A 26861-nucleotide genomic window follows, 5' to 3' on the forward strand; every position below is an offset into this window, starting at 1 on the left:
GCAGAATGAAGTCAAGGGCGAAAAACGGGATGTTCAGCAGAAGCGGGACGACGATGGAAGACGTGGCGAGAAGGGGGGCAAGGGATGGAAGCGGTTAGGGCACGGGGTGTAGAAGAGCCAGCTGCGCCAGTCAGGCTCTCAGCCACAGCATGGGCCCGGCCTTGCCGGGACATTTTCTCTGGGATCCGGATACGCCCCTATTTCGATCGCGACGCGTGCGGCCCGCGCTCTAGGATCTTGTACAGGTGCGAGCGGGAAATCCCCAGCTGCTCGGCCGCGCGTTTCTTGTTGCCGCCGTGGCGCGCGACGGCTTCGGTCACCGCGGCATAGGCCAGTTCCCGCATCCCCGCGGCGGGCTCGGCAGGCGAGCGCTGTGCGGCAGTGGGTAAGGGCAGGTCGTCCGTCGCGGCCGTCTCGTAGGGATCCGCAGCCGCGGGCGCATGCACGGCGGGCTGGCTTTGCGGTCCCGCTAGCCCGCGCGCCGACTCGCCGCGGGCAAAGTCCGCCACGCGCAGCGTCCGGCCATCGCAGAACACCAATGCCTCCTCGATGCGCTGGCGCAACTGGCGCACATTGCCGGGCCATGGCTGGCCGGCGAGGTAACGCGCCACTTCGTGGTCGATGCCGGGCGCGGGCATGGCGTTGCGCGTGCAGAAGGCGTCGACGAAATGCTGCAGCAGCGCCGGGATGTCCTCGCGCCGCTGGCGCAGCGCGGGAATGCGCAGCACCACGCCGCTGAGCCGGTAGTACAGGTCCAGGCGGAATCGCCCCGCGTCGATCAGCTCGGGAATGTCGCGGTTGGTGGCCGAGACCAGCCGGAACTCGACCCGCTGCGCGCGGCGGCTACCCAGGCGTTCGACCATGTGGTCTTCCAGCACGCGCAACAGCTTGACCTGCATTTCCATCGGGATGTCGGCGACCTCGTCGAGAAAGACCGTGCCGCCCGCCGCCAGTTCGAGCTTGCCCGCCTGTCCCTGGCGCTGGCTCCCGGTGAAGGCGCCGGGCGCGTGGCCGAACAGTTCGGACTCGATCAGCGTTGCGGGCAGGGCCGCCAGGTTCAGGCTGACCAGCGGCCGCGCGCTGGCCGGCTCGGCTCCGGCGCCGTGGATGGCGCGGGCCACCAGTTCCTTGCCGGTGCCGCTTTCGCCCAGGATCAGCACCGGCACGTCAAGGCGGGCCACGGTCTGGATTTCGCGGCGCAGGCGCTGCATCGGCGCGCTTTCCCCGATCAGGCCGAACGTCGGTTGCGGTGCGTGCAGGCCATGGCGAAGGCCATCGACCTCGCGCTGGTAGCGCGCCACCTCGGAGCGCAATTCAACCAGTTCCTTGTGCATGCGGACCAGCGCTTCCGGCCCCTTGAACATGACCTGCCCGATGGCGCCCACCACCTCGCCGTCCTGGCGGATCGGCATGCGGTTGACCACGCGGGTGGCGCCGTCAAGCTGCTGCAACTGCCCGATCTCCGCCTTGCCGCTGGCCACCACCTGCGGCAGCCGCGAATTGGGGATGACCTCGGCGGCCGGCCGGCCGATGCCGCCGCCGGTGTCGAGGCCCAGGAATTTCTCATGGACGGGACTGATGAAGCGCACCCGTCCCGCCTTGTCGACCACGGTGATGGCCTGGTACGGGTCGTTCAGGAAGTAGTCCAGGATCGCGCCGGCGAACGGCACCGTGCCGAGGAAGTCGAGCAGCACGGCCTGGGTATCGGCGCGATGCAGAACGATCAGCTGGTGGTCGCCGTCTTCCAGGGACAAGCCGATGAAGCGCTGGTCGGCGGCGTCGACGGGAAACAGCCTGCGTCCCGCACCGGGTGCGCCTGCGCGGGCGCACGCGGCGAACGCCGCGTCGGCGATGGTGGGGTCGGTACAGGCACCGAGCGCTGCCTCGCGAGTACCGTCGCGCGCACAGATGAGCACGCCCAGTGCCAGCTTGTCGGCGTTTTGTGTCGTCATTGAGGACACGTTGTGTCTCCATGCGTGCCTCTAGTATGGACACGTCGTGTAGTCATTGGGGACATCGTACTGAGGGCAAAGAATTTATTCAATGTAATCAAGGGGTGATGAGTTTTAGCAGGCTGGCACGTCTCCTGCGAGATGTTTGCAATACATGTATCACGCAAAGACACGGGGGAAGACAGTGAGCTGGCAGCCCGAAATCGATGAACTGGCCCACCGTCGACGGCTCGCCGCCCGGATGGGCGGCGAAGGCAAGGTGGAGCGCCACAGGGCGGCCGGCAAGCTGACGGTGCGCGAGCGCATCGATGCCCTGGCGGACCCCGGCTCGTTCCGGGAGGTCGGGGGCCTGACCGGCAGCGGCCGCTACGACAGCAACGGGCGGCTGGTGGACCTGGTGCCGTCGAACCTGGTGATGGGCCGCGCGCAGGTTGGCGGCCGGCCGGCGGTGCTGGTGGGGGACGACTTCACCGTGCGCGGCGGTGCCAACGAGGGCGCAGTCGGCGACAAGCTGGTCCACGCCGAAAAGATGGCGCACGACCTGCGGCTGCCGATGATCCGGCTGGTCGACGGCACCGGCGGCGGCGGTTCGGTGCGCAATATCGAGATCAAGGGCCATACCCTGATCCCCACCATGAAGGTCTGGCAACACGTGGTGGAGAACATGTCGGTGGTGCCGGTGGTGTCGCTGGCATTGGGCTCGGTCGCGGGCATGGGCGCGGCGCGCGTGGCCGCCAGCCACTATTCGGTGATGGTCAGGGAAACCTCGCAACTGTTCAGCGAGGGCCCGCCGTCGGTCGTGGCCCGCGTGGGCGAGGCGCTGAGCAAGAACGAGCTGGGCGGCAGCCAGATCCACACCCGCAACGGCGTGGTGGACGATGAGGTCGGCACCGAGCAGGAGGCCTTCGCGCGCGCGCGCCAATTCCTGTCCTATCTGCCGCCTTCCGTCTTTGAGCTGCCGCCGCGCCGGGAGCCCGGGGACGACCCCGCGCGCCGCGACCAATGGCTGCTGTCGGCGATTCCGCGGGACAGCCGGGCGGATTACAAGATCCGGCCGATCCTGCAGGCCCTGGTGGATGCCGACTCCTGCTTCGAGATCGGCAGGCACTGGGGCTGCGCCGTCATCACCGCGCTGGCCCGCCTGGATGGCTGGCCGGTGGCGGTGATCGCCAGCGACCCGTCCTTCCATGGCGGCAGCTGGGACAGCGACAGCGCCGAGAAATTCACGCGCTTCGTCGACATGGCCCAGGCCTTCCACCTGCCGGTGGTCAACCTGGTCGATACGGCCGGGTTCCAGGTAGGCCTGGACGCCGAAAAGGCAGGGATCATGCGCTACGGCGTGCGCGCGCTGTCGGCGCTCTACCAGGCCACGGTGCCGTGGTGCTCGGTGCTACTGCGCCGTGCCTACGGCGTGTCGGCAGCCGCCCACCAGCACATGGGGCGCTTCAATTTCCGCTATGCCTGGCCTTCCGCCAACTGGGGCGCATTGCCGCTCGAAGGCGGCCTCGACGTCGCCTACAAGGCCGAGATCGAAGGCGCCGACGATCCGGTGCAGAAGCGCGCCGAGATCGAGCTGCGCGTGCGCAGCCTGACCTCGCCGTTCCGCAGCGCGGAAGCCTTCGTCATCGAGGACATCATCGACCCGCGCGACACCCGCGCGCTGCTGTGCGAGTTCGCCAACCTGGCGGCGCCGCTGCGCGAGGCCGGGATCAGCCGCTTTGGCATCCGGCCCTGAGCGCGGCGCTGGACTCGGGCACCCACGGACATCGAATTACAGAGAGGAGACTGCATTGAAGAAGCTGTTGATCGCCAATCGAGGGGAGATCGCGCTGCGCGTGCTGCGCGCCGCACGCGATCTCGAGATCGGGACCGTGTCGGTCTATTCGCAGGACGACCAGGGCGCGCTGCACCGGATCCTGGCCGACGAGGCCGTCGCCCTCGACGGCGCCGGGCCGGCGGCGTACCTCGCCATGGCAGGCATCATCGCCGCGGCCAAGGCATGCGGCTGCGATGCGATCCATCCGGGCTATGGCTTCCTCAGCGAACGGGCGGACTTTGCCCAGGCCTGCCAGGACGCCGGCATCCGCTTTATCGGCCCCACCGTCGAGCAGCTCGCGCTGTTCGGCGACAAGGGGCGAGCGCTTGAACTGGCGGCCGACAGCGACGTGCCGGTCATGCCGGCGACGCGCGGCGCGGCCTCGCTGGAAGACATCGCCAGTTTCTTCGACCAGCAAGGCGGCGCGGGCGTGGTGATCAAGGCGGTGGGCGGTGGCGGCGGCCGCGGCATGCGCGTGGTACGCCGGCGCGAAGACCTGGCCGAAGCCTATGCGCGCTGCCGTTCCGAGGCGGGCTCGGCCTTTGGCATCGATGCCGTCTACGCCGAGCGGCTGGTTGCGCGCGCGCGCCATATCGAAGTGCAGATCGCCGGCGACGGCGCGCACGTGATTGCCCTCGGCGAACGCGATTGCACCCTGCAGCGCCGCTTTCAGAAGCTGGTCGAGATTGCCCCCAGCCCGGTGCTGAAGCCGCAGCTGCGCGAGCAGATCATCAAGGCGGCGCTCAGGCTGGCGCGCCGCGTCAACTACCAGAGCCTGGGCACTTTCGAGTTCCTGGTCGAGGAAACCGAATCGGGCGAGCAGAAGGACTTTGTCTTCATCGAAGCCAATCCGCGCTTGCAGGTCGAGCACACCATCACCGAGCAGGTCACCGGCGTCGACCTGGTCGCGCTGCAGATCGGCATCGCCGCGGGGCAGGCGCTCACCGATCTCGGCCTGGATCCCGCTGCGCCGCCGCCAGCCCGCGGCTATGCCATCCAGGTGCGCATCAACGCCGAGATGACCGATGCGCAAGGGCTGGCGCGTCCCGCGCTTGGCCGGCTGGAGCGCTTCGATCCGCCTTCGGGCCCCGACGTCCGCGTCGATTCGCATGGCTACACCGGCTATGAACCGTCGCCCAATTTCGACACCCTGCTGGCCAAGCTGATCGTCACCAGCGCAGCGCCGAAATTCGACGCGGCGGTGCGGCGCCTGCAGCGCAGCCTGGCGGAGTTCCGCATCGCCGGCGTGCCGACCAACCTCCACCTGCTGCGTGCGCTGGTGCAGCGCGCCGATTTCCTCGCGCAGGACGTCCATACCCGGCACTTCGAGGCGATCGTGCACGAACTGACTGCGGCGGCGGAGGCCATGGCGCAGGCCGGACGCGCGCACGAAGCCTTGCTGGGCGGCGCGGCCCGTGCTGCGCAGGCGCCCGCGCCGCGCCCCGCCGATGCGGAAGAGGAAATCGGCGAGGGCCTGGTGGCGGTCCGTGCGCCGCTGACGGGCAGGTTGGTGGAGATTGGCGTCGCGCTGGACGAGATCGTCAAGCCCGGCCAGACGGTTGCGGTGCTCGACGCCATGAAGATGGAGCACGCCATCGTCGCCGAATGCGGCGGGCGCGTGGTCGACATGCGGCTGGAGCCGAACGCGCTGGCTGCGGAAAACCAGGTGCTGATCGTGCTGGAGCAGCTCGAGGCCGATGGCATCGCCGTGGCCGCCGCCCAGCAGGCCGATCCCGATGCGATCCGCGCGGACCTGCAGCGCGTGCTGGACCGGCATGCCTACCTGGATGACGCCGCGCGCCCCGATGCCGTCGCCAGGCGCCGCTCGCGCGGCCAGCGCACCGCGCGCGAGAACGTTGCCGACCTGTGCGATGCGGATACCTTCGTCGAATACGGGGCGCTGGCGCTTGCCGCGCAGGCTTCGCGCCGCAGCCAGCAGGACCTGATCGTCAACACCCCGGCCGATGGCCTGATCACCGGCATCGGCCATATCAACGGCGAACTGGTCGGCAAGGAGCGGGCACGCAGCGCGGTGATGGCCTACGACGCCACGGTGATGGCCGGCACGCAGGGCAAGCGCAACCACATCAAGACCGACCGCATCGTCGAGGTGGCGCTGCGCGACGAGCTGCCGCTGGTGCTGTTCGGCGAAGGCGGTGGCGGCCGGCCCGGGGACGTGGATTTCCCTTCGGTGTCCGGGCTGTACCAGCCGTCGTTCGCCGCCTTTGCCGAGCTGAGCGGCAATGTGCCGGTGGTGGGCATTGTCTCGGGGCGCTGCTTCGCCGGCAACGCGGCCTTCGTCGGCTGCTGCGACGTCATCATTGCCGACAAGTCGGCCAATATCGGCATGGCGGGTCCGGCCATGATCGAAGGCGGCGGCCTCGGCGTCTTCCGTCCGGAGGACGTCGGTCCCGCATCGGTGCAGGTTGCCAACGGCGTGGTCGATATCCTGGTCGACAACGAGGCCCAGGCCGTGCAGGCGGCGAAGCACTACCTGTCGATGTTCCAGGGGCGCGTGGCGCACTGGAGCGCGCCGCAAGCGCTGGCGCTGCGCCATGTCGTGCCGGAGAACCGGCTGCGCGTGTACGACACCCGCAAGGCCATCGAGGGCATCGCCGACGTCGGCAGCGTGCTGATGCTGCGCGTCGGCTTCGGCGCGGGCATCCACACCGCGCTGGCCCGCGTGGAAGGCCAGCCCGTCGGCATCATGGCCAACAACCCCTATCACCTTGGCGGCGCCATCGATGCGGACGCCGCGGACAAGGCGTCGCGCTTCATGCAGCTGTGCGATGCGCACGGCCTGCCGATCATCTCGCTGATCGACACCCCGGGGTTCATGGTGGGTCCGGAATGCGAGGCCCGGGCGCAGGTGCGGCACGTGTCGCGCATGTTCCTGGCGGCGGCCAAGCTGCGGGTCGCGTTGCTGGCGGTGACGCTGCGCAAGGGCTATGGCCTGGGTGCGATGGCCATGGCGGGCGGTGGCTTCCGCTCGGCAAGTTTTACCGTGTCGTGGCCGACCGGCGAATTCGGGCCCATGGGTCTGGAGGGCGCGGTCAGGCTTGGCTTCAAGAAGGAGCTCGAGGCCGTGCCGGATGGTCCCGAGCGCAAGGCGCTGTTCGACAGGCTGGTGGCCCAGTCCTACGAGCGCGGCCACGCGATCAACACCGCGGCCGCGGTCGAGATCGATGCGGTGATCGACCCCGCGCAGACCCGCAAGTGGATCGCCCAGGGCATCGCCTCGGCGGACTTGCGCGGCCGCAGGGAGCGCCGCGGATTCATCGATGCGTGGTAAGCACCGTGCCCGACCAATCGCTGCACACAGCACAAGAGGTTTCCATGATGAAGCATGGGTTTGACCCGGCGCAGCTGGCGCTGGGCGGCTTGCGCGTGCTCGAGGTCGGCAGCGGCCCCGCGCTGGCGTACGCGGGCAAGCTGTTTGCCGACTTCGGCGCCGAAGTCATCAAGGTCGAAAGCCCCGCGGGCGACGCGTGGCGGCGGATGCCGCCGCTGGTCAGCGCAGCGGATGCCGGGCAGCCGGAAAGCGCGCTGTTTGCGTGGCTGAATACCAACAAGCGAAGCGTTACTGCCGACGACCGGGACGTAGAGGACGCCGCGTGGCTGGCGCAGCTGGCGCTGACGTGCGACGTGGTGCTGGACGCCCGTGCGCTGGCTGAAGGCCCTGGCATTCTCGGCACCCCGGTCTGGCAGCGGGCGACCGGCGACACGCCACGGCACGAGCCGATCGAGGTGGCACTGACCTGGTTCGGCGAGAGCGGGCCGTACAGCCATTTCGCCGGCGCCGAAGCCGTGTGCCGCGGGCTTGCCGGCGCCGTGCACGGCAGCGGCCCCGCGGAGGGGCCGCCGCACATGCCGCACGACGTGCAGTCGGCGATCGTGGTCGGGCTGAGCGCATTCTCGGCCGCCGTCGCGGCGCTGATCGGAAGCGGGCAGGGCAGCCGCCGCTATGTGCTGAGCGCCCATGAAGCGATCTTCGGCGTGGTCGAGATGGAAGCGGGCATGGTGCAGGACCAGCGCCATCCGCTGCGGCGCCTTGGCGTCAACCGGTTCTGCGGCACGCATCCGGCCGGGATCTACCAGACCGCCGAAGGGTGGATCGGCATCTTTACGCACACGCTGCCGCAGTGGAAGGGCCTGTGCGAGGCCATCGGGCGTCCGGACCTCGGCAGCGATCCACGCTACGCCAGCGGCCCGGAACGGATGGAACGCGCCGACGAGATCGACGCGCTGCTGAGGCCTGCCTTCCTGACGCGCACGGCGCGGCAGTGGTTCGAGATCCTGGGCGACAAGAAGCATCCGGCCGTGATCGTGCCGACCATGGAGACCCTGCTTGGCCAGGCAGTGCACCGGCAGCGCGGCGCTTTCGTCCCGGTCGGCGTGGGCGGCGCATCGTTTGAAGGCCCGGTGGTGCCGCTTCGTCTCGATGCGGCGGGGCCGCTGCCCGGCGGCAATGCGCCGGCGAAGGGCGCGCATGACCTGCACTACCGCACCGCGGGACTGGATCATCGCCCGCGCCTGAGCCTCAGGCGCACGGCCGGCGAACGCTTGCCGCTGCAGGGCATTCGCGTCGTCGACCTGACCATGGGCTGGGCGGGGCCGCTGGCGGCGCGGACGCTGGCCGACTTTGGCGCGGAGATCATCAAGGTCGAGAGCACCGGCTATCCCGACTGGTGGCGCGGCGCCAATTTCACCGAGGCGTTCTATCGGGACAGGCTGTACGAGAAGAACTCGAACTTCAACCTGATGAACCGCAACAAGCTGGGGATCACGCTGGACCTGACGCACCCCGAAGGCAAGCAGTTGCTGCTGCAGCTGGTCGAAAGCGCCGACGCGGTCATCGAGAATTACTCCGCCGAAGTCCTGCCGAAGCTCGGCCTGGACTACGAAGCACTGCGCGCCAGGAACGAACGGCTGGTGATGCTGTCGATGCCGGCCTTCGGACTCGGCAACGCGTGGAGCAATACCCGTGCGTACGGCGGCACGCTCGAGCAGGCCAGCGGGCTGCCGCTGTACACGGGCCACCCGGATGGTCCGCCGGCCATGACGTCGTACGCCTATGGCGATCCCGTCGGCGGCCTGAACGGCGGCGCGGCGATCCTGCTTGCGCTGTTTGCGCAGCAGACGACGGGGCAGGGGCGGCACATCAACCTGTCGCAGGTAGAGGCGATGCTGCCGATGGCCGCACCGTTCATGCTGGAGCAATCCGTCACCGGCGCCGTGTCGCCGCGGCAGGGCAATCGCCATCCGATGCATTCGCCGCATGGGTGCTTCCGTTGCGCAGGCGACGATGCATGGATCGTGCTGACGGTGACCGATGCGGACTGGCCCGCGCTGTGCGGGGCGATCGGCCGGGCGGACCTTGCCGCCGATCCCCGCCTGGCGCAGGCTGCGGGACGGCGCGCCGAGGCGGACAGGATCGAGCAGGCGATCAAGTCCTGGTGCGTGGTCCGCGACGCCGAAGCGGCAATGCACCAGCTGCAACTGGCCGGAATCGCCGCGGGCGTGGTGCGGCCCATGTCGCAGGTGCTGCAGGACCCCCACCTGCGCGCGCGCGGGTTCTGGCGCGAAGTCGAGCGCGCCCACATCGGCACCTACACAGCCAGCACCGCTTGGTTCAGGACCGGGCCGGACCCCGTGCCCATCCGCCATGTCGCGCCAACGCTGGGCGAACACACCGAAACGGTGCTGCGCCGCGTGCTTGGGCTGAGCGCGGACCGGATCGCACGCCTGGCACAACAGGGCATCACCGGCACCGTCGCGAAACCAAAGCACGCGAAGGAAACGACATAGGCCGGCAAGCATTCAGCACACCATTCACGATACGGAGACGACATGAACAAACCGACATGGATCCAGCGCTGCCAGGCAGGCGCAAAGGCCGGCAAACTCAGCGTGGCGGCGGCCGCGCTTGGCATCCTGGCCACCACGATGGCCGCGCCGGCCGCGGCGCAGAATGCGGGCTGGCCCAACAAGCCGATCCGGATGATCGTTCCCTTTCCGGCGGGGTCGTTCACGGATACCGTGGCCCGGGTTCTTTCGGAGCGGCTGACCAAGTCCCTCGGCCAGCCTGTGGTGGTGGAAAACAAGGCGGGCGCGAACGGACTGATCGGCGTGGGCGAGGTCGCCAAGGCTGCGCCCGACGGCTATACCTTGCTGGTCACCAACTCCAGCAGCATCACCATCAACCCGCAGATCTACAAGAAGGGCACCTATTCGCCGAAGGACTTCACGCCGGTCACCCTGGTCCTCGAGGCGCCTTTCATCCTCGTCACCAACCCTGACTGGTCGCAGAAGAACGGGGTCGGTTCGGTGCCGGAGCTGGTGCGCTACGCGACGCAGCATCCCGGCAAGGTCAGCTATGGCTCGGCCGGGCCGGGCAATATCGCGCATCTCAGCTTTGCCATGCTGAACAACCGCACCAGGATCAAGACCACGCACATTCCGTACAAGTCCGCGGCACAGGCGCAACTGGCCGTGATCAGCGGTGAGCTGGATACTGCCTTCGATACGTGGACGGCGCTGCCCCAGATAAAAGCGGGCAAGCTCAAGCCCCTCGCCGTCAGCGCACCGAAGCGCATGGCGCAGTTGCCGGATGTGCCAACGCTGGAGGAGCTTGGCATCTCGCCCTTCGACGTGACCTTCTGGATCGGCATGCTGGTACCGGCCGGCACGCCGCCGCAGATCGTCCAGAAGCTCCATGCGGTCGCGCAGGGGCTGCTCGAGGACAGCAAGGCCAAGACAGCGCTGGGCCAGCAAGGCGATGTCGTGATGCTAGATCCGGCCAATTTCGCGAAGCGCGTGGCAAGGGAGGAAGGCAACTGGACGGCGGTGATCCAGCGCGAAGCCATCACGCTCGATTGAGCCGGCAGACGGCGCGGCGGTAATGACCCTAGAACCGATGCCGCATGCCGGCCCCTATGGTCTCGGCATGCGGCCGCCCTGTTACACGGTCATAGAAATACGCGGCATACAGATCGGTCCGCTTTGACAAGTTGTAGTCATAGGCGATGCCGGCCGTATGCCGGCCCATTCCCGCCACATCGTTGCGTGTGTTGCCATAGGCGTAGGAGGCCAGCACACTGCCCGCCCCGACCGGAATCGACGCGCCAACCTGGCCGTTCGCATGCCGGATATCGCCCTGGGCGCCGTTGATGGCGGTGCGGATGTACTGTGCCTGCCCGAACAGCTTGGCGACCCCGAAGTCATAGGTCACGCCCAGCTGCGCCGCCGTCTGCTTGTCGAAGCCGGCGAGGGCCGCGGGCGCTGTCACGTCGCCGGGGACGGTGTTGAACCTGACCTGCTGGAAGGCGGCCGTCGCGGCGAAGGCGCCGTTGAACCAGGTTAGGTTGCCGCCCCATTTGTTCTGGCCGTTGCTGCCCGGCTGCTCGCCAAACGCGTAGATCAGGTTCACCGTCAGGCCGCCGGCGGTTGGCGAGGAGTACACGACCGAGTTCGACCATCCGGAGTCACCGATGATCCCGGGATCGAACACGCGTCCATCGGTCGCCGTCCTATAGGTATGGAAGATCGACGGTCCAAAGTTGTAGGAATCGACCAGCGGATTGAACAGGATCGTCGACAGGAAATATGGCGTGGTATTGCGCCCGAGCCGAACCGTGCCGTACTTCGATGATTGCAGCCCGGCATAGGCGCTGCGGGTCAGGAAGCCGTCGCTGTCGGAACGGCCGAAGCGCCCCGTGTCGACGCGGTAGAACCCGTTCAGGTCGAATATCGCCTTGAGCCCGTTACCGAGATCTTCGGTGCCGCGCATGCCCCAGTAGGAAGTCTGCATGCCGCCCGCGCCGACGATGGCCGTGCGCTCGCCGCCCGAGGCGCGGGTGCTGCCGACGAAGGCGTCGACCTGGCCATACAGGGTGACGCCGGATTGGGCCAGGGCCGGGTGTCCAAGGCTCGCGGCCATGGCGGCCGCTGCCAGGGCCGAGTGTTTTCGTTGCATGGTCTCCTCCAGCTTGTTTTCAGTTGGTGTGGTGTGGAAAAACTTGCCGGCGGCGCGCCGCCAGGTGCGCGCGATAGGCCGCCATGTCCTGGATCGGGCGTCGCGCCACGCCGGCGTCGGCGGCCGCCTGGGCCACTGCCGGTGCCAGGCGGGTGATCAGGCGCGGATCGAACGGCGTAGGGATCAGGTAGTCGGGGCCGAATACCAGGGACTTGCCGGGGTAGGCGGCGGCGACTTCAGGCCCGGGCGCCTCTTCGGCCAACGCAGCCAGCGCGTGTACGCAAGCCAGCTTCATCGATTCGGTGATGGTGGTCGCACCGACATCGAGCGCGCCCCGGAAGATGAACGGGAAGCACAGCACGTTGTTGACCTGGTTGGGGTAGTCGGAGCGGCCCGTTGCGATCAGGCAGTCCGGTCGCGCCTGGCGCGCCGCTTCCGGGCGGATTTCAGGTTCGGGGTTGGCCAGGGCCAGGATCAGCGGCTTCTCGCGCATGCCGCGCAGCATGGCAGGCTTGAGCACCCCCGCACTGGAGCAGCCCAGGAACACGTCGACATCTTCCAGCGCCTCGCCCAGGGCGCGCGCTGCGTAGACGGCAGGTTCCTGCGCGAAGCGGCGCTTGCTGGGATCGAGCGCTTGCCGGTCCGTCAGGATGACGCCGCGCGAATCCAGCACGGCGATGTGCCCGCGCGGCAGCCCAAGGCTGACCAGCAGGTCCAGGCACGCCAGCGCGGCGGCGCCGGCCCCGGAGCACACCAGCCTGACGCGGTCGATCGACTTGCCGGCCACCTTGAGGCCATTCAGGATCGCCGCGGCGGCGATGATGGCGGTGCCATGCTGGTCGTCGTGGAACACCGGGATCTGCATCCGCTGGCGCAGCGCCTGTTCGACCTGGAAGCACTCCGGGGCCTTGATGTCTTCGAGGTTGATGCCGCCGAAGGTCGGCTCCAGCATCGCGATGGCTTCGACGAGCTTGCCAGGGTCCGTCTCCGCCAGCTCCAGGTCGAACACATCGATATCCGCGAACAGCTTGAACAGGCAGGCCTTGCCTTCCATGACGGGCTTGGCGGCGAGCGGCCCGAGGTTGCCCAGTCCGAGCACCGCCGTGCCGTTGGTGATCACGCCGACGAGGTTGTTGCGGGCGGTGTAGTGCCGGGCGTCCAGGGGCTCGGCGTGGATGGCCTCGCAGGCGGCGGCCACGCCAGGCGAGTAGGCCAGCGCCAGGTCGTGCTGGTTGCCGAGGGGTTTGGTCGGCGTGACCGAGATCTTTCCGGGGGTTGGGGTGCAGTGGTAGGCGAGGGCGCTTTGCTTGAAGGCGTCGTCCATGGTGGGTTCGGGGAAATTTTGGGCAAAAGGGGGCCACCGCCCGTGATGACGGGCGAGCGGCCGGCACACAATCCGTTGTTGAGGGCTACGCGGCGATGCCGCCGTGCCTGCCGGACCAGCCCGGCGGATCGGCCAGGAAGGCCCGCAATCCGGCCAGGTCGGTGTCGGCGACGTCCCCGCACCCGCTAAGTGCGTCGAGGACCTCGCGCCATGTCGCCAGCGCATGGACGGCTGGCTGCCAGCGCGACAGGACCGCTTGCGTCGGGAAGGTGCCGTAGTCGAACAGGACCAGCAGGTCCCGCACCACGGCGCCGGCCTCAGACAGTGCGGCGCAGAAGACGGCCTTGGACCGTCCCGCTGCCATCATGTCGTCGACCAGCAGCACGCGCTCGCCCGTGCGGATCTCGCCGACGATCTGCGCGCTGGGCCCGATGCCGCGCGCTTCCTTGCGCACGTAGACCATCGGCACGTCGAGCAGCTCGGCCACCCATGCGGCGTACGCGATGCCGCCGGATTCCGCGCCGGCGACCACGTCGATGCCGTCCAGGCGGCCGCGCTCGCGCAGCAGCTGCACCCCGCGCTGCACCAGCGCGCGGCGCAGTGCCGGGTAGGAGATCAGCCGGCGGCAATCGATATAGACCGGGCTGGCCCACCCCGAGGGCAGGCGAAAAGGTTCGTCGCCGCGAAAGCGGACGCAGCCGGCCTCGACCAGCGCGCGGCCGACGGACCCCTGCAGCGTCGGCATGGTTCGATGTTGGGGCATGAGGACGCTCTCGTTCATGGCTTGCCGCCGAGCTTGTCGGCACGCGGCCGGATCAGGGTTTCGGGGCGCAAGGCCTCGTCGAGCGCCTCGGCGGACATCAGGCCGCGTGCCAGCACCACTTCGCGGATGGTGGTGCCCCTGGCATGGGCCTCGGCGGCGACCGAGGTCGCGTTCTTGTAGCCGATCACGGGATTGAGCGCCGTGACCAGCGCGATCGAGCGCTCGATGGTCTCGCGCAGGCGTTCGGGGTTGGCGGTAATGCCGTCGACGCACTTGTGCGCCAGCGTCAGGCAGCCGTTGGTCAGGTGGCGGAAACTGCGGAGCAGGCTGGCGGCAATCACCGGTTCGAAGGCGTTGAGCTGCAACTGGCCGGCCTCGGCGGCAAAGGTGATGGTGGTGTCGTTGCCGAACACTTCGAAGGCGATCTGGTTGACCACCTCCGGAATGACGGGGTTGACCTTGCCCGGCATGATCGACGAGCCCGCCTGCATCGGCGGGAGGTTGATCTCGCCAAAGCCGGCGCGCGGCCCGCTGGACAGCAGCCGCAGGTCGTTGCAGGTCTTGGACAGCTTGACGGCGATGCGCTTGAGCACGCCCGAGATCTGCACGAAGGCACCGCAATCCTGCGTGGCTTCCACCAGGTTGGGCGCGAGGCACAGGTCGATGCCGGTGATGCGGCGCAGCGCGGCCAAGGCCTTCGGCGCGTAGTTGGGGTGTGCGGTGATGCCGGTGCCGATCGCGGTGGCGCCCAGGTTGATCTCGCGGATCAGCAGGGCGGTTTCGCGCAGGCGCGCCATGTCTTCTTCGAGCATGACCGCGTAGGTCGAGAACTCCTGCCCCAGCGTCATCGGCACCGCATCCTGCAACTGGGTGCGGCCGAGCTTGAGCAGGCCGGAGAATTCGTTCGACTTGCGTTCGAACGCCGCGCGCAGGACTTCCATCGCTTCGAGCAGGTGCTCGATGGCAAAGTACGTGGCAATGCGCAATGCCGTCGGATAAACGTCATTGGTGCTCTGCGCCATGTTGACGTGCTCGTTGGGATGCAGGAAACGGTATTCGCCCTTGCCGTGCCCCATGTGCTCGAGCGCCCGATTGCAGATGACCTCGTTGGCATTCATGTTCGTCGACGTGCCGGCTCCGCCCTGGATCGTGTCGACAATGAACTGGTCGTGCAGCATGCCCTCGCGCACGTCGTGGCAGGCGGCCAGGATGGCGTCGCGCAGGTTCGCGGGCAGCAGGCCAAGTTCGGCATTGGCCTCGGCCGCGGCCTGCTTGACCGAGGCGAGCGCAATGATCAGCTCCGGCCACGACGAGATGGGCGTGCCGCTGATCTGGAAGTTCTCCCAGGCCCGCAGCGTGTGGACGCCGTAGTAGGCGTCGGCCGGCACCTGGCGTTCGCCAAGCAGGTCGGCTTCGGTGCGATAGGTATTGGTCATGGTGATGGGATCCGATTAGGGTTGGCGTGGGCTAGGCCAGCATCCATGGCAGCGTCTCGCCGGCGAGGAACTGGCGGATGCGCCGGCCGTCCGGCAATTCGACGTGCTGCGGCACGTGCATGGGGCTGCGGTGGAACGTGATCGTGTCCTGGTTCGGCGGCATGCCGTAGAAGCGCGCGCCGTTGTCGCTGGCGAAGGCCTCGAAGCGATCCAGGGCATGCTCCTCCTCGAACACGGTCAGGTAGGCCTGCAAGGCGACCGGCGCGCTGAAAATCCCCGCGCAACCGCATGCGGATTGCTTGGCTTCGGTATCGTGCGGCGCCGAGTCGGTGCCGAGAAAGAATGCCGGCGAGCCCGAGGTCGCGGCACGGCGCAGCGCCAGCCGGTGTCGCTCGCGCTTCAATACCGGCAGGCAGTAGTAGTGCGGCCGGATGCCGCCCGCGAACATGGCGTTGCGGTTGAACATCAGGTGCTGCGGCGTGATGGTGGCGGCCAGCCTGCCGCTGGCGTCGCGCAGGACGAAGTCGGCCGCCTCGGCGGTGGTAATGTGTTCCAGCACCACCTTCAGGCGCGGATAGCGGGCCAGCAGGGGCCGCAGCGTGGCCTGCAGGAACGCTGCTTCCCGATCGAAGACATCGACCGCCGGATCGGTGCTTTCGCCATGGATCAGCAGCGGCATGCCGATGTCCTGCATGACCGCCAGCACGCCCGCAATACGGTCGATCGACGTCACGCCGTACTCGGAATGGGTGGTGGCGCCGGCGGGATACAGCTTTGCGGCGGCAAAGGCACCGGCGTCGAACCCGTCGCGGATCTCCGCCGCAGCAGTGGTGTCGCACAGGTAGCAGGTCATCAGCGGGGTGAAGGCGGATCCCGGCGGCAATGCGCCAACGATACGTTCACGATAGGCGATGGCCGCCTGCGCCGTGGTAACCGGCGGTTTCAGGTTGGGCATCACCACGGCGCGGCCGAACTGGCCGGCGGACGCCGGCAGCACCGCGCGCAGCAGGTCGCCGTCGCGCAGGTGCAGGTGCCAGTCGTCCGGACGGCGGATGGTCAGGGTCTGCACAGTCATGGCTGCCTCCCGGCGCGGATGCTTTCGAGTGCCCGATACATGACTTGGGTGCCGAGCATGAAATCGTCCAGGTCCATCGCTTCGTCCGGGTTGTGCGAGCCGTGCTCGTTGCGCACAAAGAGCATGGCGGTGGGGATGCCGGCATTGGCAAACAGCGCGGCGTCGTGTCCGGCGCCGCTCGGCACCATTTCAGTCGGCAGCCCTGCGCCGGCGCACGCGTCGCGCAGCAGGCCAGACAGCGCCGGGTCCATCGTCGCCGGGGCCGATTCGACACGGCGGTCGAATTCGAAATGCACGCCGCGGTCGCGGCTGATGGCCTTGCACTCCGTGCGCAGCAACTGGTAGAAGCCTTCCAGCGTGTCCACGCTCTTGCTGCGAACCTCGAAGCTGAATTCGACCTTGCCCGGAATCCGGGAAATGGAATGTTCCGCGGGGTCGGTGGACACCACACCCGTGGTCACTACCAGGTCCATGCCGCGCTCGAGCAGCACCTTCCAGTGTTCGTCGAGCCGCGTGATCAGCTCGGCCACGGCGAACATCGCATCCTTGCGCAGCCAGCGCGGCACCGCGCCGGAATGGCCGGGTTCGCCGAGGCAGGTAATGCGGTTGTGCCGGATGTTCCCGCGAATTCCGGGCACCACCGCCAGCGGCAGCTTGCGGGCCACCATTACCGGGCCCTGTTCAATATGCAGTTCCAGGTATGCCGCGGCTGCCGCACGGTCAAACAAGGGCTGTTGTGCCGCAATGGCCTCGACGTCGGCACCGACCGCGGCCATGCAATCGGCAAGTGTCTTGCCCGAACTGCGGTGCTTCAGCGCGAGGTCGTCCGCGCCAAGCTTGCCCAGCGCGGCGCCCGATCCCATATAGGCCTTGCCGAACCACGCGCTTTCCTCGCCCCGGAAGGCGATCACGCGCAGCGGTGCGGCGCCGGACCCGCCTTGCGCCTTGCGTGCGATCAGGCACAGCAGGCCGGCGACGATCCCCGCCAGGCCGTCGAAGTTGCCGCCTTGCGGCACAGAGTCGACATGCGAGCCGACCCACGCGGCCGGTGTACGAGGGTCTTCATCGGGCAGGGCGAACACGAGATTGGCCGCGCGATCGCTCCGTACGTCCAGCCCGTGCTGCCCGGCAAAGCGCCGCAGGTGGTCGGCCGCGGCCGATTCGCCGGCGCCATAGCTGTCGCGGGTAATGCCGACGCCGTCGAACGTCAGCGCGCCGATGTCGGCGAACAATTGTTCCGCCAGCGGCTTGAGTTCCAGGATATCCATGGACATGTCCGGTTGCTCAGCCCGACTGCTGCGCGAAGCGCAGCCAGCGGTCGCTGAGTTGGCGGTCGAGGATCACCTGCCCGGTCAGGTCGCGGATCGAGGCGATGCCGGCTTGCTCGCAATACGCATCGAGCCCGTCGATGATCTTCTGCATGATGCCGGGATCCCTGAACGAGGCCGTGCCGACCTGGATCGCCGACGCCCCCGCCAGCATGAACTCGATCGCGTCCTCGGCGCTCTGGATGCCGCCGCAGCCGATGATGGGGATGCGCACGGCGCGATAGCACTGGTGCACCAGCCGCAGGGCAATCGGCTTGATCGCCGGCCCGGACAGGCCGCCCATGACATTGCCAAGCTTGGGCTTGCGCGTGCGGATATCGATCGCCATGCCCAGCACGGTGTTGCCCATCACGATCGCATCGGCACCGGCTTCCTCGGCCGCGCGCGCGACCGCGGCGATATTGCCCGCGTTAGGCGTCAGCTTGACCCAGAACGGATGCCGGGTGCGGCGGCGAATCGCGGAGACGGCCTTGTAGGTGGTCTCGGGCAACATGGCAAAGGCCATGCCGTCGGCTTCCAGGTTGGGGCATGAGATATTGGCCTCGATCACGGCGACTTCCGGCAACGACATCTCTTCGCAGGCGGCGCCGAACTCTTCGGCCGTATCGGCGGAAATCGACACGACGACGGGCGTGTCGTATTGCGTATAGGCGGGCAGGACTTCCTGGCGGTAGTAGTCGAGTCCCTTGCTGGGAATGCCGATCGAATTCAGCATCCCGCTGAAGGCTTCCGCCACGCGCGGGGTGGGGTTGCCCGCGCGCGACCTGGGCGAGACGCTCTTGATGACCAGCGCGCCCAGCCGGTTGAGATCCATCGCCTCGCGGTACTCGATGGCGAAGCAGCCGGATGCGGGCATCACGGGGTTGCGCAACGTCAGGTCGCCAACCCGTACAGTCAGATTAGCCAAATTCCACCTCCCCCACCACTTCGCGAATCTTGAAAACGGGACCTTCGCGGCAGACACGCAGGAACTGCTTGTCGCCATCGCAATCGAACAGCCGCACGCACGACAGGCACACGCCCATGCCGCAGGCCATGCGCTGCTCCATCGCGACCTCGCCCTGGACGCCAGGGTGATCCTCCAGTACCCGCTGGAGCAGCATCAGCAGGCGGTGCGAGCCGCAGGTGTAGACCGCATCGGGACGTTGCGTGTCGATCAGGCGGCGGGCCAGGGCCTCGACCGCCTCGACCGAGGAGGTGCCGTCGGCATCGAACACGGCGTGCACCTCGGCGCTGGCGCCGCGCAGGAACTCTTTTTCCATCAGGTCGGCCGGGCTGCGTGCCGACATGATCGCGGTGATGGCGGTGCCGGCGTCGGCAGCCTGGCGGATCAGCGGCGCCATCGTCGCCAGCCCGACGCCGCGCGCGACCACCAGAATGCGCCGGAACGAGGGCTCGAACGTGAACGTGTTGCCGAGCGGGCCGACGATGTCCAGATGGCCGTCGACCGGGAGCGTGGCCATCGCGCGCGTGCCAATGCCGGTGACGTTGTAGAGGAACTCGATGCGCCCGCTTTCCGGGCCGGCGCCATAGACGCTCATCGGCCGCAGCAGAAAGGGCTGGGCTTCGGCGGTGGCGGGACAGCTGAGCTGGTAGAACTGTCCCGGCCGGGTCATCGCCGCGAGCGGGGCCTCCGATTCGAGCCGGATGTACTTGTAGCGCTGGTTGACCCAGGCATGTTCAACGATTCGACAGCGATAGGAGGCTACGGTAGCCGCGGAATCCGCGCTACACACGGTGGCACACATGTTGGTAACTCCTGAGGATGGCGCTGCGCCGGGCGGCGCAGCGGAGCAATGGCTGGTGCGTGGTTCCGGCGTTATTCCAGTTCCACGCCCTTCAGTTCGGGGATCAGGAAGACGGTGGCGATCATGTCGATCACGTAGATGCTCGCGAGCAGTGCGATCGCCAGCTGGAACGAATACGCCGCGGCGATGGCGCCGACTACGATGGGCCCCAGCCCGCCGACGGCGCGCCCGATGTTGAACAGCACGTTCTGTGCGGTGGCCCGTGCCGCGGTCGGGTACGCTTCGGAAATCAGCGCGCCATAGCCGCCGATCATGCCGTTGACGAACATGCCCATGACGGCGCCGGCCCACAGCATGGTCATGGGATCGGACAGCCTGGCATAGGCCAGCACCATTGCCACCGCGCCGGCCTGGAAGATCAGGAAGGTCGGCTTGCGGCCGATGCGGTCGGCCAGGTGGCCAAAGACATAGACGCCGATCATCATGCCGACGATGGTCACCGAGGTCCACAAGGCCGACTTGGTCAGCGAAAAGCCCAGCGCCTTGGACAGGTAGGTGGGCAGCCAGATCATGATGCCGTAGTAGCCGAAGTTCTGGACCGAGCACAGGATCACGATGCCCAGGCTGGTGCGAGTGGTCTTGCCATCCGCGACCAGCAGCCTGAATGCATTGGGCTTCTTCTCCGTGCGTGCGCTGCGCACGAACACTTCGGGCTCATGCAGCCGGTTGCGGATGAACCATGCCACCAGCGCCGGCAGCACGCCGATCACGAACATGCCGCGCCAACCCACCAGCGGCAGCAGCAACGGCGTCAGCAACGCCGCCATCAGCACACCCGATTGCCAGCCCAGCGCGACATAGGACGACACGCGCGCGCGCTTGCTCGCGGGCCACGCCTCGGCGGCCAGCGCCATGCCGATGCCGAACTCGCCACCGAGCCCGATGCCGGCAATGGTCCGGTAGACCAGCAGGTCCCAGAAGCCCTGGGCCAGGGCACACATGCCCGTAAATACCGCAAACAAGACAATGGTCCACGTCAGCACCCTGACGCGGCCATAGCGGTCGCTCAACGCACCAAAAATGATCCCGCCGGCCACGGCCCCGACCAGCGTCCACGTGACCAGCGCACCGGACTGGCCGGTGGTCAGCAGAAGCGAGGCACTGATCGCCGGCAGCATGAAGCCCAGGATCAGAAGGTCGAACCCGTCCATGGCGTAGCCGATGGCGGAGCCGGCCAGGGCTTTCCACGCGTACGGCGAAGTCGGCGCCTCCGTCGCGGCGACCGGTTGGGTGAGGGGCTGGCTTGTCATGCTGTCTCCATTTTTAGACTGAATGGGTCTCAAAAAGCACTGCGCCGCTACCCTCGTGGCGTATGGCACAAAGGAACTGCGTGGCATCAGTGAAAATCTATTTTTTTAGACTATGCGGCCTCGCGCGGCATGGCAAGCGTTTTTCCGGTGTTTCCGGGTTTTTCCCTACACCCCGCAGCGACGGATGTGCGCCGCGCCGGCACCATGCTATAGTGACATCAATCTAATTATTGAGACAGACATGGAACGTCGCGCCACCGGTACCGGCGGAATCGATTTCGAGGCACTGGGCGCGCGGCTGCGTGCCTACCGGCTGGGCGCGCAACTGCGGGCCGAGCAGATTGCCGAGGTGCTGGGCATTTCCCGCGCAGCGGTCTATCGCATGGAGAAGGGCGAGATCGTCAAGATCGAGACGCTCGAGCGCCTGGCCGGCATCCTCGATACCTCGCTGGAATCGCTGCTCGGCGCGGGCACGGAATACTACCCGTCAGCCATCGCCTACATCGAACGCATGCGCCAGCTCGAGCAGGGCGCCACCCGGATCCTTGCGCACTTCGAGCCGATTTCGTTCCTGCTGACCTCGCCGGACTATGACCCCTATCTGGAGCAGATGCTCAGGGAGAGCGGCGACAACGACGACGGCCGCATCCAGGCCGTCATGGCCTTGCTGCGCGAGCGCAAGGAATCGTATGCCTCGCACCCGGCGCCGATCCTGAGCCTGATCGGGCTGCGCGAGCTTGAACGCTTTGTCCATTTCGGGCTGGTCGGCCGGATGGACCTGCCCCCCGCGACGCGCATGGAGCGATCGCTGGCGGCGCGCGCGGAAGTGGAGCGCATCGCGGTGTTGTTGGAACAGCAGCATGCGGGAATGCGGATCGGCATCGTTAACGAGAGCATGCCGAATGCCACGTTCCAGATCTTCGAGCGGCCGACCGGCTCTTATGTGGCCATCAGTCCGTTCCGCTTCGGCGAATTTCCCAATATTTCGGCGGGCATCGCCTCGGTGACGGCCGCGCCGGAAGCGGTATCGCTTTACACAAACATGGTCGAGGCACTCTGGCAACGCGCCTACAAGGGCCCCGATGGTGCCGGACTGTTGCGGCGCATGCTGCAGCAGGTCTGAGCGGTTCGTTTTTTTCCCCTGAGAGACTATCCATGGACTTCAAGACGGTTACAGAGCAGTTTGCCAGCAGCGTGCCGGGGACGGACGCATTCCTCAAGGTCAAGGAGCAATCGCTGGCCCTGATGTCCGCCGATCCGGACCACGCCGCCGCGTACTTCCTGGTCTACGGTTTTGCGCGGTCGTATGTGATCCTGCATGACGACGAGGGGATTACCACCGATGTGGCCAATGCCGCCCAGGCGCAGTTGCTGGGCTATATGCGCTCGATCGAGCAGTCGCTTAGCGGCGGGGAACAGGAGCTGCTGGGCGCGATGAACCGGATCGTCCTCGACTATGATGGCCGGCGCCAACTCTTTTGAGGGCCGGATGGGGCTTGTCAACGGTGGTGCCGGGCAGTCCTGACTTCGCCAGCCAGTTCTTCGGTGCGGCTACGGTGGCTGGGCGGAAATGAGTGCCCGCCCTGCGACCTATCGATAGTCCCCCAGCACCGTGGCCCGCGTGAACTCCTCGATATTGTCCAGCAGCGCGTCGAGCGCGGTGCCGGCGCCATCGACCTCGCCGCGCGCGATGGCCGAGGCCACCGCGGCGTGCAGCTTCGACATGGTGGGCAGGTCCGCGGCTTCCTTGTAGTGGAGATACCAGAACCGCCGCGACAGGCCATGCATCAGCCGCATGGCGCCCTCGGCAAATTCATTGCGCGCCGCCACCAGGCAAAGTTCGTTGAATTCACGATCGGCGCGGACGAAGGCGACATCGTCGCCGTTGCGTGAGGACTGTTCGAATTCCCTGGCCAGCCGCTTGAAATGATCGCGCTGCTCGGGCGTCGCGCGCCGCGCGGCGCTGCGGCAGATCAGGCGTTCCACCTCGCGGCGGGTCTCGAGCAGGCGCAGCTGCCTGCCGACGTCGATCGGGGCGATCAGCAAGCCGCGCTGCGGCAGCACCATGATCAGGTGCTCGCGCGCCAGCCGCTGGATCGCTTCGCGAATGGGCGTGCGCCCGATGCCGGTCATTTCGCTCAGCTGCAGCTCGGATACCGAACTGCCCGGCGCCAGCTGCAGCGTCACGATCGCTTCCTCGATCTGCTCGTAGGCCAGGTCGGTCAGCTTGCCGCGCTGGCTGGCTGCCTCTTCAGGCTCTGGTGCAGCGGCGGCGCGCGGGCGGGTAGCGGTTTTTGCGTTCATGGCCAAGGGTTTGGGAACTCGGAAGCCCATTGTATATGAGCCATACGCAGCTTCTGTACACAGGTGTCCGCAGGCTTGCGCATGCCCTGCTTTCTGCTATTATCCTACTAATATATTAGATGTGTGCGGAGGCGGCATGGCGGACGATGACGTACTGGTCGTAGGGCAGGGGCCGGTGACGGTGGTCGCCCTGCATGGCATCCAGGGCACGCGCGACGCGTGGATGCCGTTGGCGCAACAGCTGGTCGATCGCTGTACCTTCGTCCTGCCCAACCTGCCGGGGCGCGGCAAGGCGATGCCACCGGCCGATGCCCAGGCTTGCTCGCTCGATGCCGGTGCCGAAGTGCTGCGCCGCACGCTCTGCCAGTTCGTGCGCGGCCCGTTCGTGCTGGCCGGATGGAGCCTGGGCGTATCGGTGGCGCTGGCTTATCTTGCCGGTGCACGCAAGCACCCGGAACAGCCGATGCCTGCAGAGCTTTTGCTGGTCTCCGGCACGCCGCGGCTGAACGCGGTGCAATGGTTCGATGCCGCGACCAGCGAAGCATTGCTGGAAGCCATTGCCATGCGCGAACGGCGGCTGGGGCTGCGCGAGGCAGCGGACCATCGCACCGTGGCGTGGACCTGGCAGTCGATCCGCCACACCGACCAGCGTGCCGCGCTGGCACAGATACGTTGCCGGACGCTGGTCATCCACGGCAGCGAGGACGACGATTGTCCGCTCGCCCACGGCGAGATGCTGGCCAACGGCATTGCCGACGCCGAACTGCTCGTGCTCCAGGGCGCCGGCCATGGCGTGCTGACGCAACGCATGCGGGAGATCGCCCGCCATCTGCGTGCACGCTGGCCGGCGCAGCTGGCATAGCGCCCGACAAGCCGAAATCCCCCCAAAGGAGACAGCATGAGAGTGGAAGACCTCGTATATTTCTGCGCGCCGGCGCGGCTGGTCATGGGCGCTGGATGCCGTACGCAGCTGCCTGCGCTGTTGCGCCGGCTCGGCTATCGCCGTGGCCTGCTGGTGACGGACACGTTCTTCACCGGTGGCACACCGTGGGTGGATGAACTCGTCGCCGGCGCCCGCGCGCACGGCGTCGAGCTGCTGGTCTATGACGGCGGCATGCCCGATCCCACCACCACGCTGTGCGATGCGGCCACGGCGGCCGTGCGGGAGCGGCTCGGCGGCGCGCCGCTCGACCATGTCATCGCACTGGGCGGCGGCAGCAATATCGACCTGGCCAAGGCGCTGTGCCTGACCCTGCCTGGCGGCAAGCCCGTGCGCGCCTTCCTTGGCAGCATCGACGCCGGCACTCCGATCCTGCCGCTGGTCGCGATGCCGACCACGGCCGGCACGGGCTCGGAGGCGACACCCGGAGCGATCCTGGTCGATCCGGACAACGCGACCAAGGTGGCGGTCATGGACAACCGGCTGCGCCCGGCCGTGGCGCTGGTCGACCCCGAATTCACCTACACCTGTCCGCCGCGGGTTACCGCGGATGCCGGCATCGACGCGCTGACCCATGCGATCGAGTCCTGCCTGACGCTCGATTCCGCCAGCTTTGACCGCGGCGGCGAAGCGGACCCCGGCTACAGCGGCCGCAATGCGCTGACGATGCTGTTCGCGCACGAATCGATCCGCCTGTGCGGCCGGTACCTGTTGCGCAGCTACCAGGACGGCACTGACCGCGAAGCGCGCATCGGCATGAGCTACGCCAGCGTCTATGCGGCGCTGTCATATGGCAGCGCGGGACTCAACGCCGTGCATGGCATTGCCTACGCGGTCGCGGGCCTGACGCACCTGTCGCATGGCACCACCAACGCGGTGATGCTGCCGTACGTGCTCGATGCGCTGGCCGACGTGCGCCGCGAGGAATTGCTGGCGATTGCCCGCCTGCTGGACGTCTCCGACTGCGATCCCGATATCGCGGTGGCACGCGTGCCCGGCGTGGTGCGCGAACTGGTGGCAGCCGTTGGCTTGCCGACAACGCTCCAGGCTTGCGGCATCGGGCAGGGCGACATCGATGCGCTGGTGCGCGATGCACTGGCTGTCACGCGCCTGGCCAAGGCCTTCCCCGTCCCCGACGTGCCCGCGCGCTATGCCGCCATCGTCCGCAATGCGTGGGCGGGCACGCTCTCGGCTGAAACGCACGCTCCGGCGCAGCGGCGCCGGGTGGCGTAGTGCGCTGACAGGGGATTTATCCGGCGCTTTCCTCGCTCGTGCCGCCAGCGGCTGCCTGGCCCTGGCGGTAAACCATTACTTGCACATCAGAAATGTGCAACTAATATATTACAAAGCGCGCCACCACAGAGCGCGTCTCATTGACACAGGAGACAACCATGGACATGTCTGCAGGCGCCCTCAGGCTGGAGGCCGGTATCGCGGCGCGACTGGAACGATTGCCGATGACCGGCTACCAGCGCTCGCTGTTCGGCATCATCGCCACGGCGTGGTTTTTCGATTCGATGGATCTGGGCCTGATGACCTTCGTGCTGGGCTCGATCAAGGCGGAGTTCGGCCTGAGCGCGGCGCAGGCCGGCCTGCTGGCCAGTTCCAGCTTCCTCGGCATGTTTTTGGGCGCGGCCATCGCCGGCCTGCTGGCTGATCGCTTCGGCCGCAAGCCGGTGTTCCAGGTCAGCATGATCTTCTGGGGCGTGGGCAGCCTGATGTGCGGGCTGGCGGACAGCGTGACCTCGCTGATGATCTATCGCGTGCTGCTCGGGTTCGGCATGGGCATGGAGTTTCCGATCGGCCTGTCGATGGTGTCGGAAATCGTGCCCGCGAAGAGCCGCGGCAAGTATGTCGCGATCCTGGAGGGCTTCTGGCCGATCGGCTTTATCGCGGCCGGCGCGCTGACCTACCTGTTGCTGCCGGTGATCGGCTGGCGCGGCATCTTTATCGCGCTGGCGGTGCCGGCGGTGTTCGTGTTCGTGGTGCGTCGCATGGTGCCGGAGTCGCCGCGCTGGCTGGAAGACGTGGGCCGCAAGTCGGAGGCCGATACGGTGATGGCCGGCATCGAGCAGCGCGTGGAACGTGCCTCGGGCCGTCCGCTGCCGGCGGTGTCCGCCACCTTCGGCGGCGCGCAGGCGCCGAGCCGCAAGGCGCGCTTCATGGAGCTGTGGAGCGGCCCCTACGCGCGCCGCACCGTCATGCTGTGGTCGGTCTGGTTCTTTGCACTGCTGGGCTACTACGGACTGACCACGTGGCTCGGGGCGCTGCTGCAGCAAGCGGGCTACGCCGTGACCAAGTCCGTGCTCTACACGGTCTATATCTCGCTGGCCGGCATTCCCGGCTTCATCTTCTCGGCATGGCTGCTGGAAAAGTGGGGCCGCAAGCCGACCTGCGCGCTTATGCTGATCGGCAGCGCCGTGGCCGCGTATGCCTATGGTCAGGCGGCCGTGCACCGGCTGCCGGTGGAGCAGTTGATCGCCGCGGGTCTGTGCATGCAGTTTTTCCTGTTCGGCATGTGGTCGGTGCTCTATGCCTATACGCCGGAACTGTACCCCACGCGCTCGCGCGCGACCGGCTCCGGCTTTGCCTCATCGGTCGGCCGCATCGGCTCGCTGGCAGGACCCTACCTGGTCGGCGTGCTGCTGCCGGTGGCGGGGCAGGGCGGTGTCTTCACGCTTGGCGCCCTGTCCTTTGCGGTGGCGGCAGCGGTGGTCCTGCTGCTGGGCGTCGAAACCCGCGGCAAGGCGCTGGAGGAAGTCTCGCATTAGCGGTTCGACGCGGGTTCGCCGCGCGGCGTCCCGCCGCGCCTGCATTGGCGCCCCTGGCCACCAGGGGCATTTTTTGGGTCGCCGCATTTTTATATCCAACTGATATGTTAGTGCGGCGC

At 67.5% G+C, this 26861-nt stretch carries 19 protein-coding genes and 1 pseudogene; 9 read left to right on the forward strand and 11 right to left on the reverse strand.

Annotated elements, in window-relative coordinates:
* Positions 1 to 197: 197 nt before the first annotated feature.
* The gene (locus U9J39_RS02900) at positions 198 to 1952 is read right to left on the reverse strand and encodes a sigma-54 interaction domain-containing protein (RefSeq protein WP_116314040.1); all 1755 of its coding nucleotides are present in this window, start codon (positions 1950 to 1952) and stop codon (positions 198 to 200) included.
* A gap of 184 nt (positions 1953 to 2136) precedes the next feature.
* On the opposite strand from U9J39_RS02900, the gene U9J39_RS02905 reads away from it, so the two are divergent.
* Genes U9J39_RS02905 through U9J39_RS02920 form a run of 4 tightly spaced genes read left to right on the forward strand, consistent with a single transcriptional unit; the run spans position 2137 to position 10647 of the window.
* Complete coding sequence (locus U9J39_RS02905) at positions 2137 to 3687, forward strand: acyl-CoA carboxylase subunit beta (protein WP_326346481.1); 1551 nt, start codon at positions 2137 to 2139, stop codon at positions 3685 to 3687.
* Between the two features lie 55 nt (positions 3688 to 3742).
* Complete coding sequence (locus U9J39_RS02910) at positions 3743 to 7060, forward strand: acetyl-CoA carboxylase family protein (RefSeq protein WP_326346482.1); 3318 nt, start codon at positions 3743 to 3745, stop codon at positions 7058 to 7060.
* A 44-nt stretch (positions 7061 to 7104) separates the two neighbouring features.
* A complete protein-coding gene (locus U9J39_RS02915; protein ID WP_326346483.1) occupies positions 7105 to 9576 on the forward strand; it encodes a CaiB/BaiF CoA-transferase family protein in 2472 nt (823 codons plus the stop codon).
* Between the two features lie 42 nt (positions 9577 to 9618).
* On the forward strand, positions 9619 to 10647 hold the full coding sequence (locus U9J39_RS02920) for a tripartite tricarboxylate transporter substrate binding protein (RefSeq protein ID WP_115683550.1): 1029 nt from the start codon (positions 9619 to 9621) through the stop codon (positions 10645 to 10647).
* Positions 10648 to 10675: 28 nt separating this feature from the next.
* Here the strand turns inward: U9J39_RS02920 and U9J39_RS02925 are convergent, their stop codons facing one another.
* From U9J39_RS02925 to U9J39_RS02965, 9 genes and pseudogenes are all read right to left on the reverse strand, one after another.
* Positions 10676 to 11743 carry a porin gene (locus U9J39_RS02925; RefSeq protein ID WP_115713813.1) on the reverse strand — a complete coding sequence of 356 codons (1068 nt, stop codon included), beginning with the start codon at positions 11741 to 11743 and terminating at the stop codon, positions 10676 to 10678.
* A gap of 61 nt (positions 11744 to 11804) precedes the next feature.
* Positions 11805 to 13067 (reverse strand): annotated as a pseudogene (locus tag U9J39_RS02930) (malic enzyme-like NAD(P)-binding protein); the annotation flags it as partial.
* An 85-nt stretch (positions 13068 to 13152) separates the two neighbouring features.
* Positions 13153 to 13830, reverse strand: a complete 678-nt coding sequence (locus U9J39_RS02935) for an orotate phosphoribosyltransferase (protein ID WP_326346484.1) — start codon at positions 13828 to 13830, stop codon at positions 13153 to 13155.
* Positions 13831 to 13844: 14 nt separating this feature from the next.
* Positions 13845 to 15266 (reverse strand): aspartate ammonia-lyase, encoded by a 1422-nt coding sequence (gene aspA / locus U9J39_RS02940; protein WP_326346485.1) that lies wholly within the window; start codon positions 15264 to 15266, stop codon positions 13845 to 13847.
* A gap of 31 nt (positions 15267 to 15297) precedes the next feature.
* Positions 15298 to 16341, reverse strand: a complete 1044-nt coding sequence (gene pyrC / locus U9J39_RS02945; protein ID WP_326346486.1) for a dihydroorotase — start codon at positions 16339 to 16341, stop codon at positions 15298 to 15300.
* Positions 16338 to 17609 carry a hydantoinase/carbamoylase family amidase gene (locus tag U9J39_RS02950; protein ID WP_326346535.1) on the reverse strand — a complete coding sequence of 424 codons (1272 nt, stop codon included), beginning with the start codon at positions 17607 to 17609 and terminating at the stop codon, positions 16338 to 16340. The genes pyrC and U9J39_RS02950 overlap by 4 nt, the downstream gene beginning before the upstream one ends.
* A gap of 16 nt (positions 17610 to 17625) precedes the next feature.
* Positions 17626 to 18576 (reverse strand): dihydroorotate dehydrogenase, encoded by a 951-nt coding sequence (locus tag U9J39_RS02955; RefSeq protein ID WP_326346487.1) that lies wholly within the window; start codon positions 18574 to 18576, stop codon positions 17626 to 17628.
* Complete coding sequence (locus tag U9J39_RS02960) at positions 18569 to 19417, reverse strand: dihydroorotate dehydrogenase electron transfer subunit (protein ID WP_116314048.1); 849 nt, start codon at positions 19415 to 19417, stop codon at positions 18569 to 18571. Before U9J39_RS02960 ends, U9J39_RS02955 begins: the two co-directional genes overlap by 8 nt.
* 71 nt (positions 19418 to 19488) lie before the next feature.
* Positions 19489 to 20727, reverse strand: coding sequence for an MFS transporter (locus U9J39_RS02965; RefSeq protein ID WP_115713807.1), 1239 nt, complete (start codon positions 20725 to 20727; stop codon positions 19489 to 19491).
* Positions 20728 to 20968: 241 nt separating this feature from the next.
* Here U9J39_RS02965 and U9J39_RS02970 point away from each other — a divergent pair, with 241 nt between their 5' ends.
* Positions 20969 to 21850: a helix-turn-helix domain-containing protein gene (locus U9J39_RS02970; protein ID WP_326346488.1), complete on the forward strand. Its 882-nt coding sequence runs from the start codon at positions 20969 to 20971 to the stop codon at positions 21848 to 21850.
* Positions 21851 to 21882: 32 nt separating this feature from the next.
* Positions 21883 to 22209, forward strand: coding sequence for a hypothetical protein (locus U9J39_RS02975; protein WP_116314049.1), 327 nt, complete (start codon positions 21883 to 21885; stop codon positions 22207 to 22209).
* Positions 22210 to 22317: 108 nt separating this feature from the next.
* On the opposite strand, the gene U9J39_RS02980 is transcribed toward U9J39_RS02975, so the two are convergent.
* Complete coding sequence (locus U9J39_RS02980; protein WP_326346489.1) at positions 22318 to 23031, reverse strand: GntR family transcriptional regulator; 714 nt, start codon at positions 23029 to 23031, stop codon at positions 22318 to 22320.
* 136 nt (positions 23032 to 23167) lie between these two features.
* Between U9J39_RS02980 and U9J39_RS02985 the strand changes: the two genes are divergently transcribed.
* From U9J39_RS02985 to U9J39_RS02995, 3 genes are all read left to right on the forward strand, one after another.
* Positions 23168 to 23893 carry an alpha/beta fold hydrolase gene (locus tag U9J39_RS02985; RefSeq protein ID WP_116314051.1) on the forward strand — a complete coding sequence of 242 codons (726 nt, stop codon included), beginning with the start codon at positions 23168 to 23170 and terminating at the stop codon, positions 23891 to 23893.
* 36 nt (positions 23894 to 23929) lie between these two features.
* Positions 23930 to 25204, forward strand: coding sequence for an iron-containing alcohol dehydrogenase (locus U9J39_RS02990; RefSeq protein ID WP_326346490.1), 1275 nt, complete (start codon positions 23930 to 23932; stop codon positions 25202 to 25204).
* 158 nt (positions 25205 to 25362) lie between these two features.
* The gene (locus U9J39_RS02995; RefSeq protein ID WP_115713802.1) at positions 25363 to 26742 is read left to right on the forward strand and encodes an MFS transporter; all 1380 of its coding nucleotides are present in this window, start codon (positions 25363 to 25365) and stop codon (positions 26740 to 26742) included.
* Positions 26743 to 26861: the final 119 nt, after the last annotated feature.

Source organism: Cupriavidus sp. SS-3 (genome assembly GCF_035818815.1).
GTDB lineage: Bacteria > Pseudomonadota > Gammaproteobacteria > Burkholderiales > Burkholderiaceae > Cupriavidus > Cupriavidus taiwanensis_C.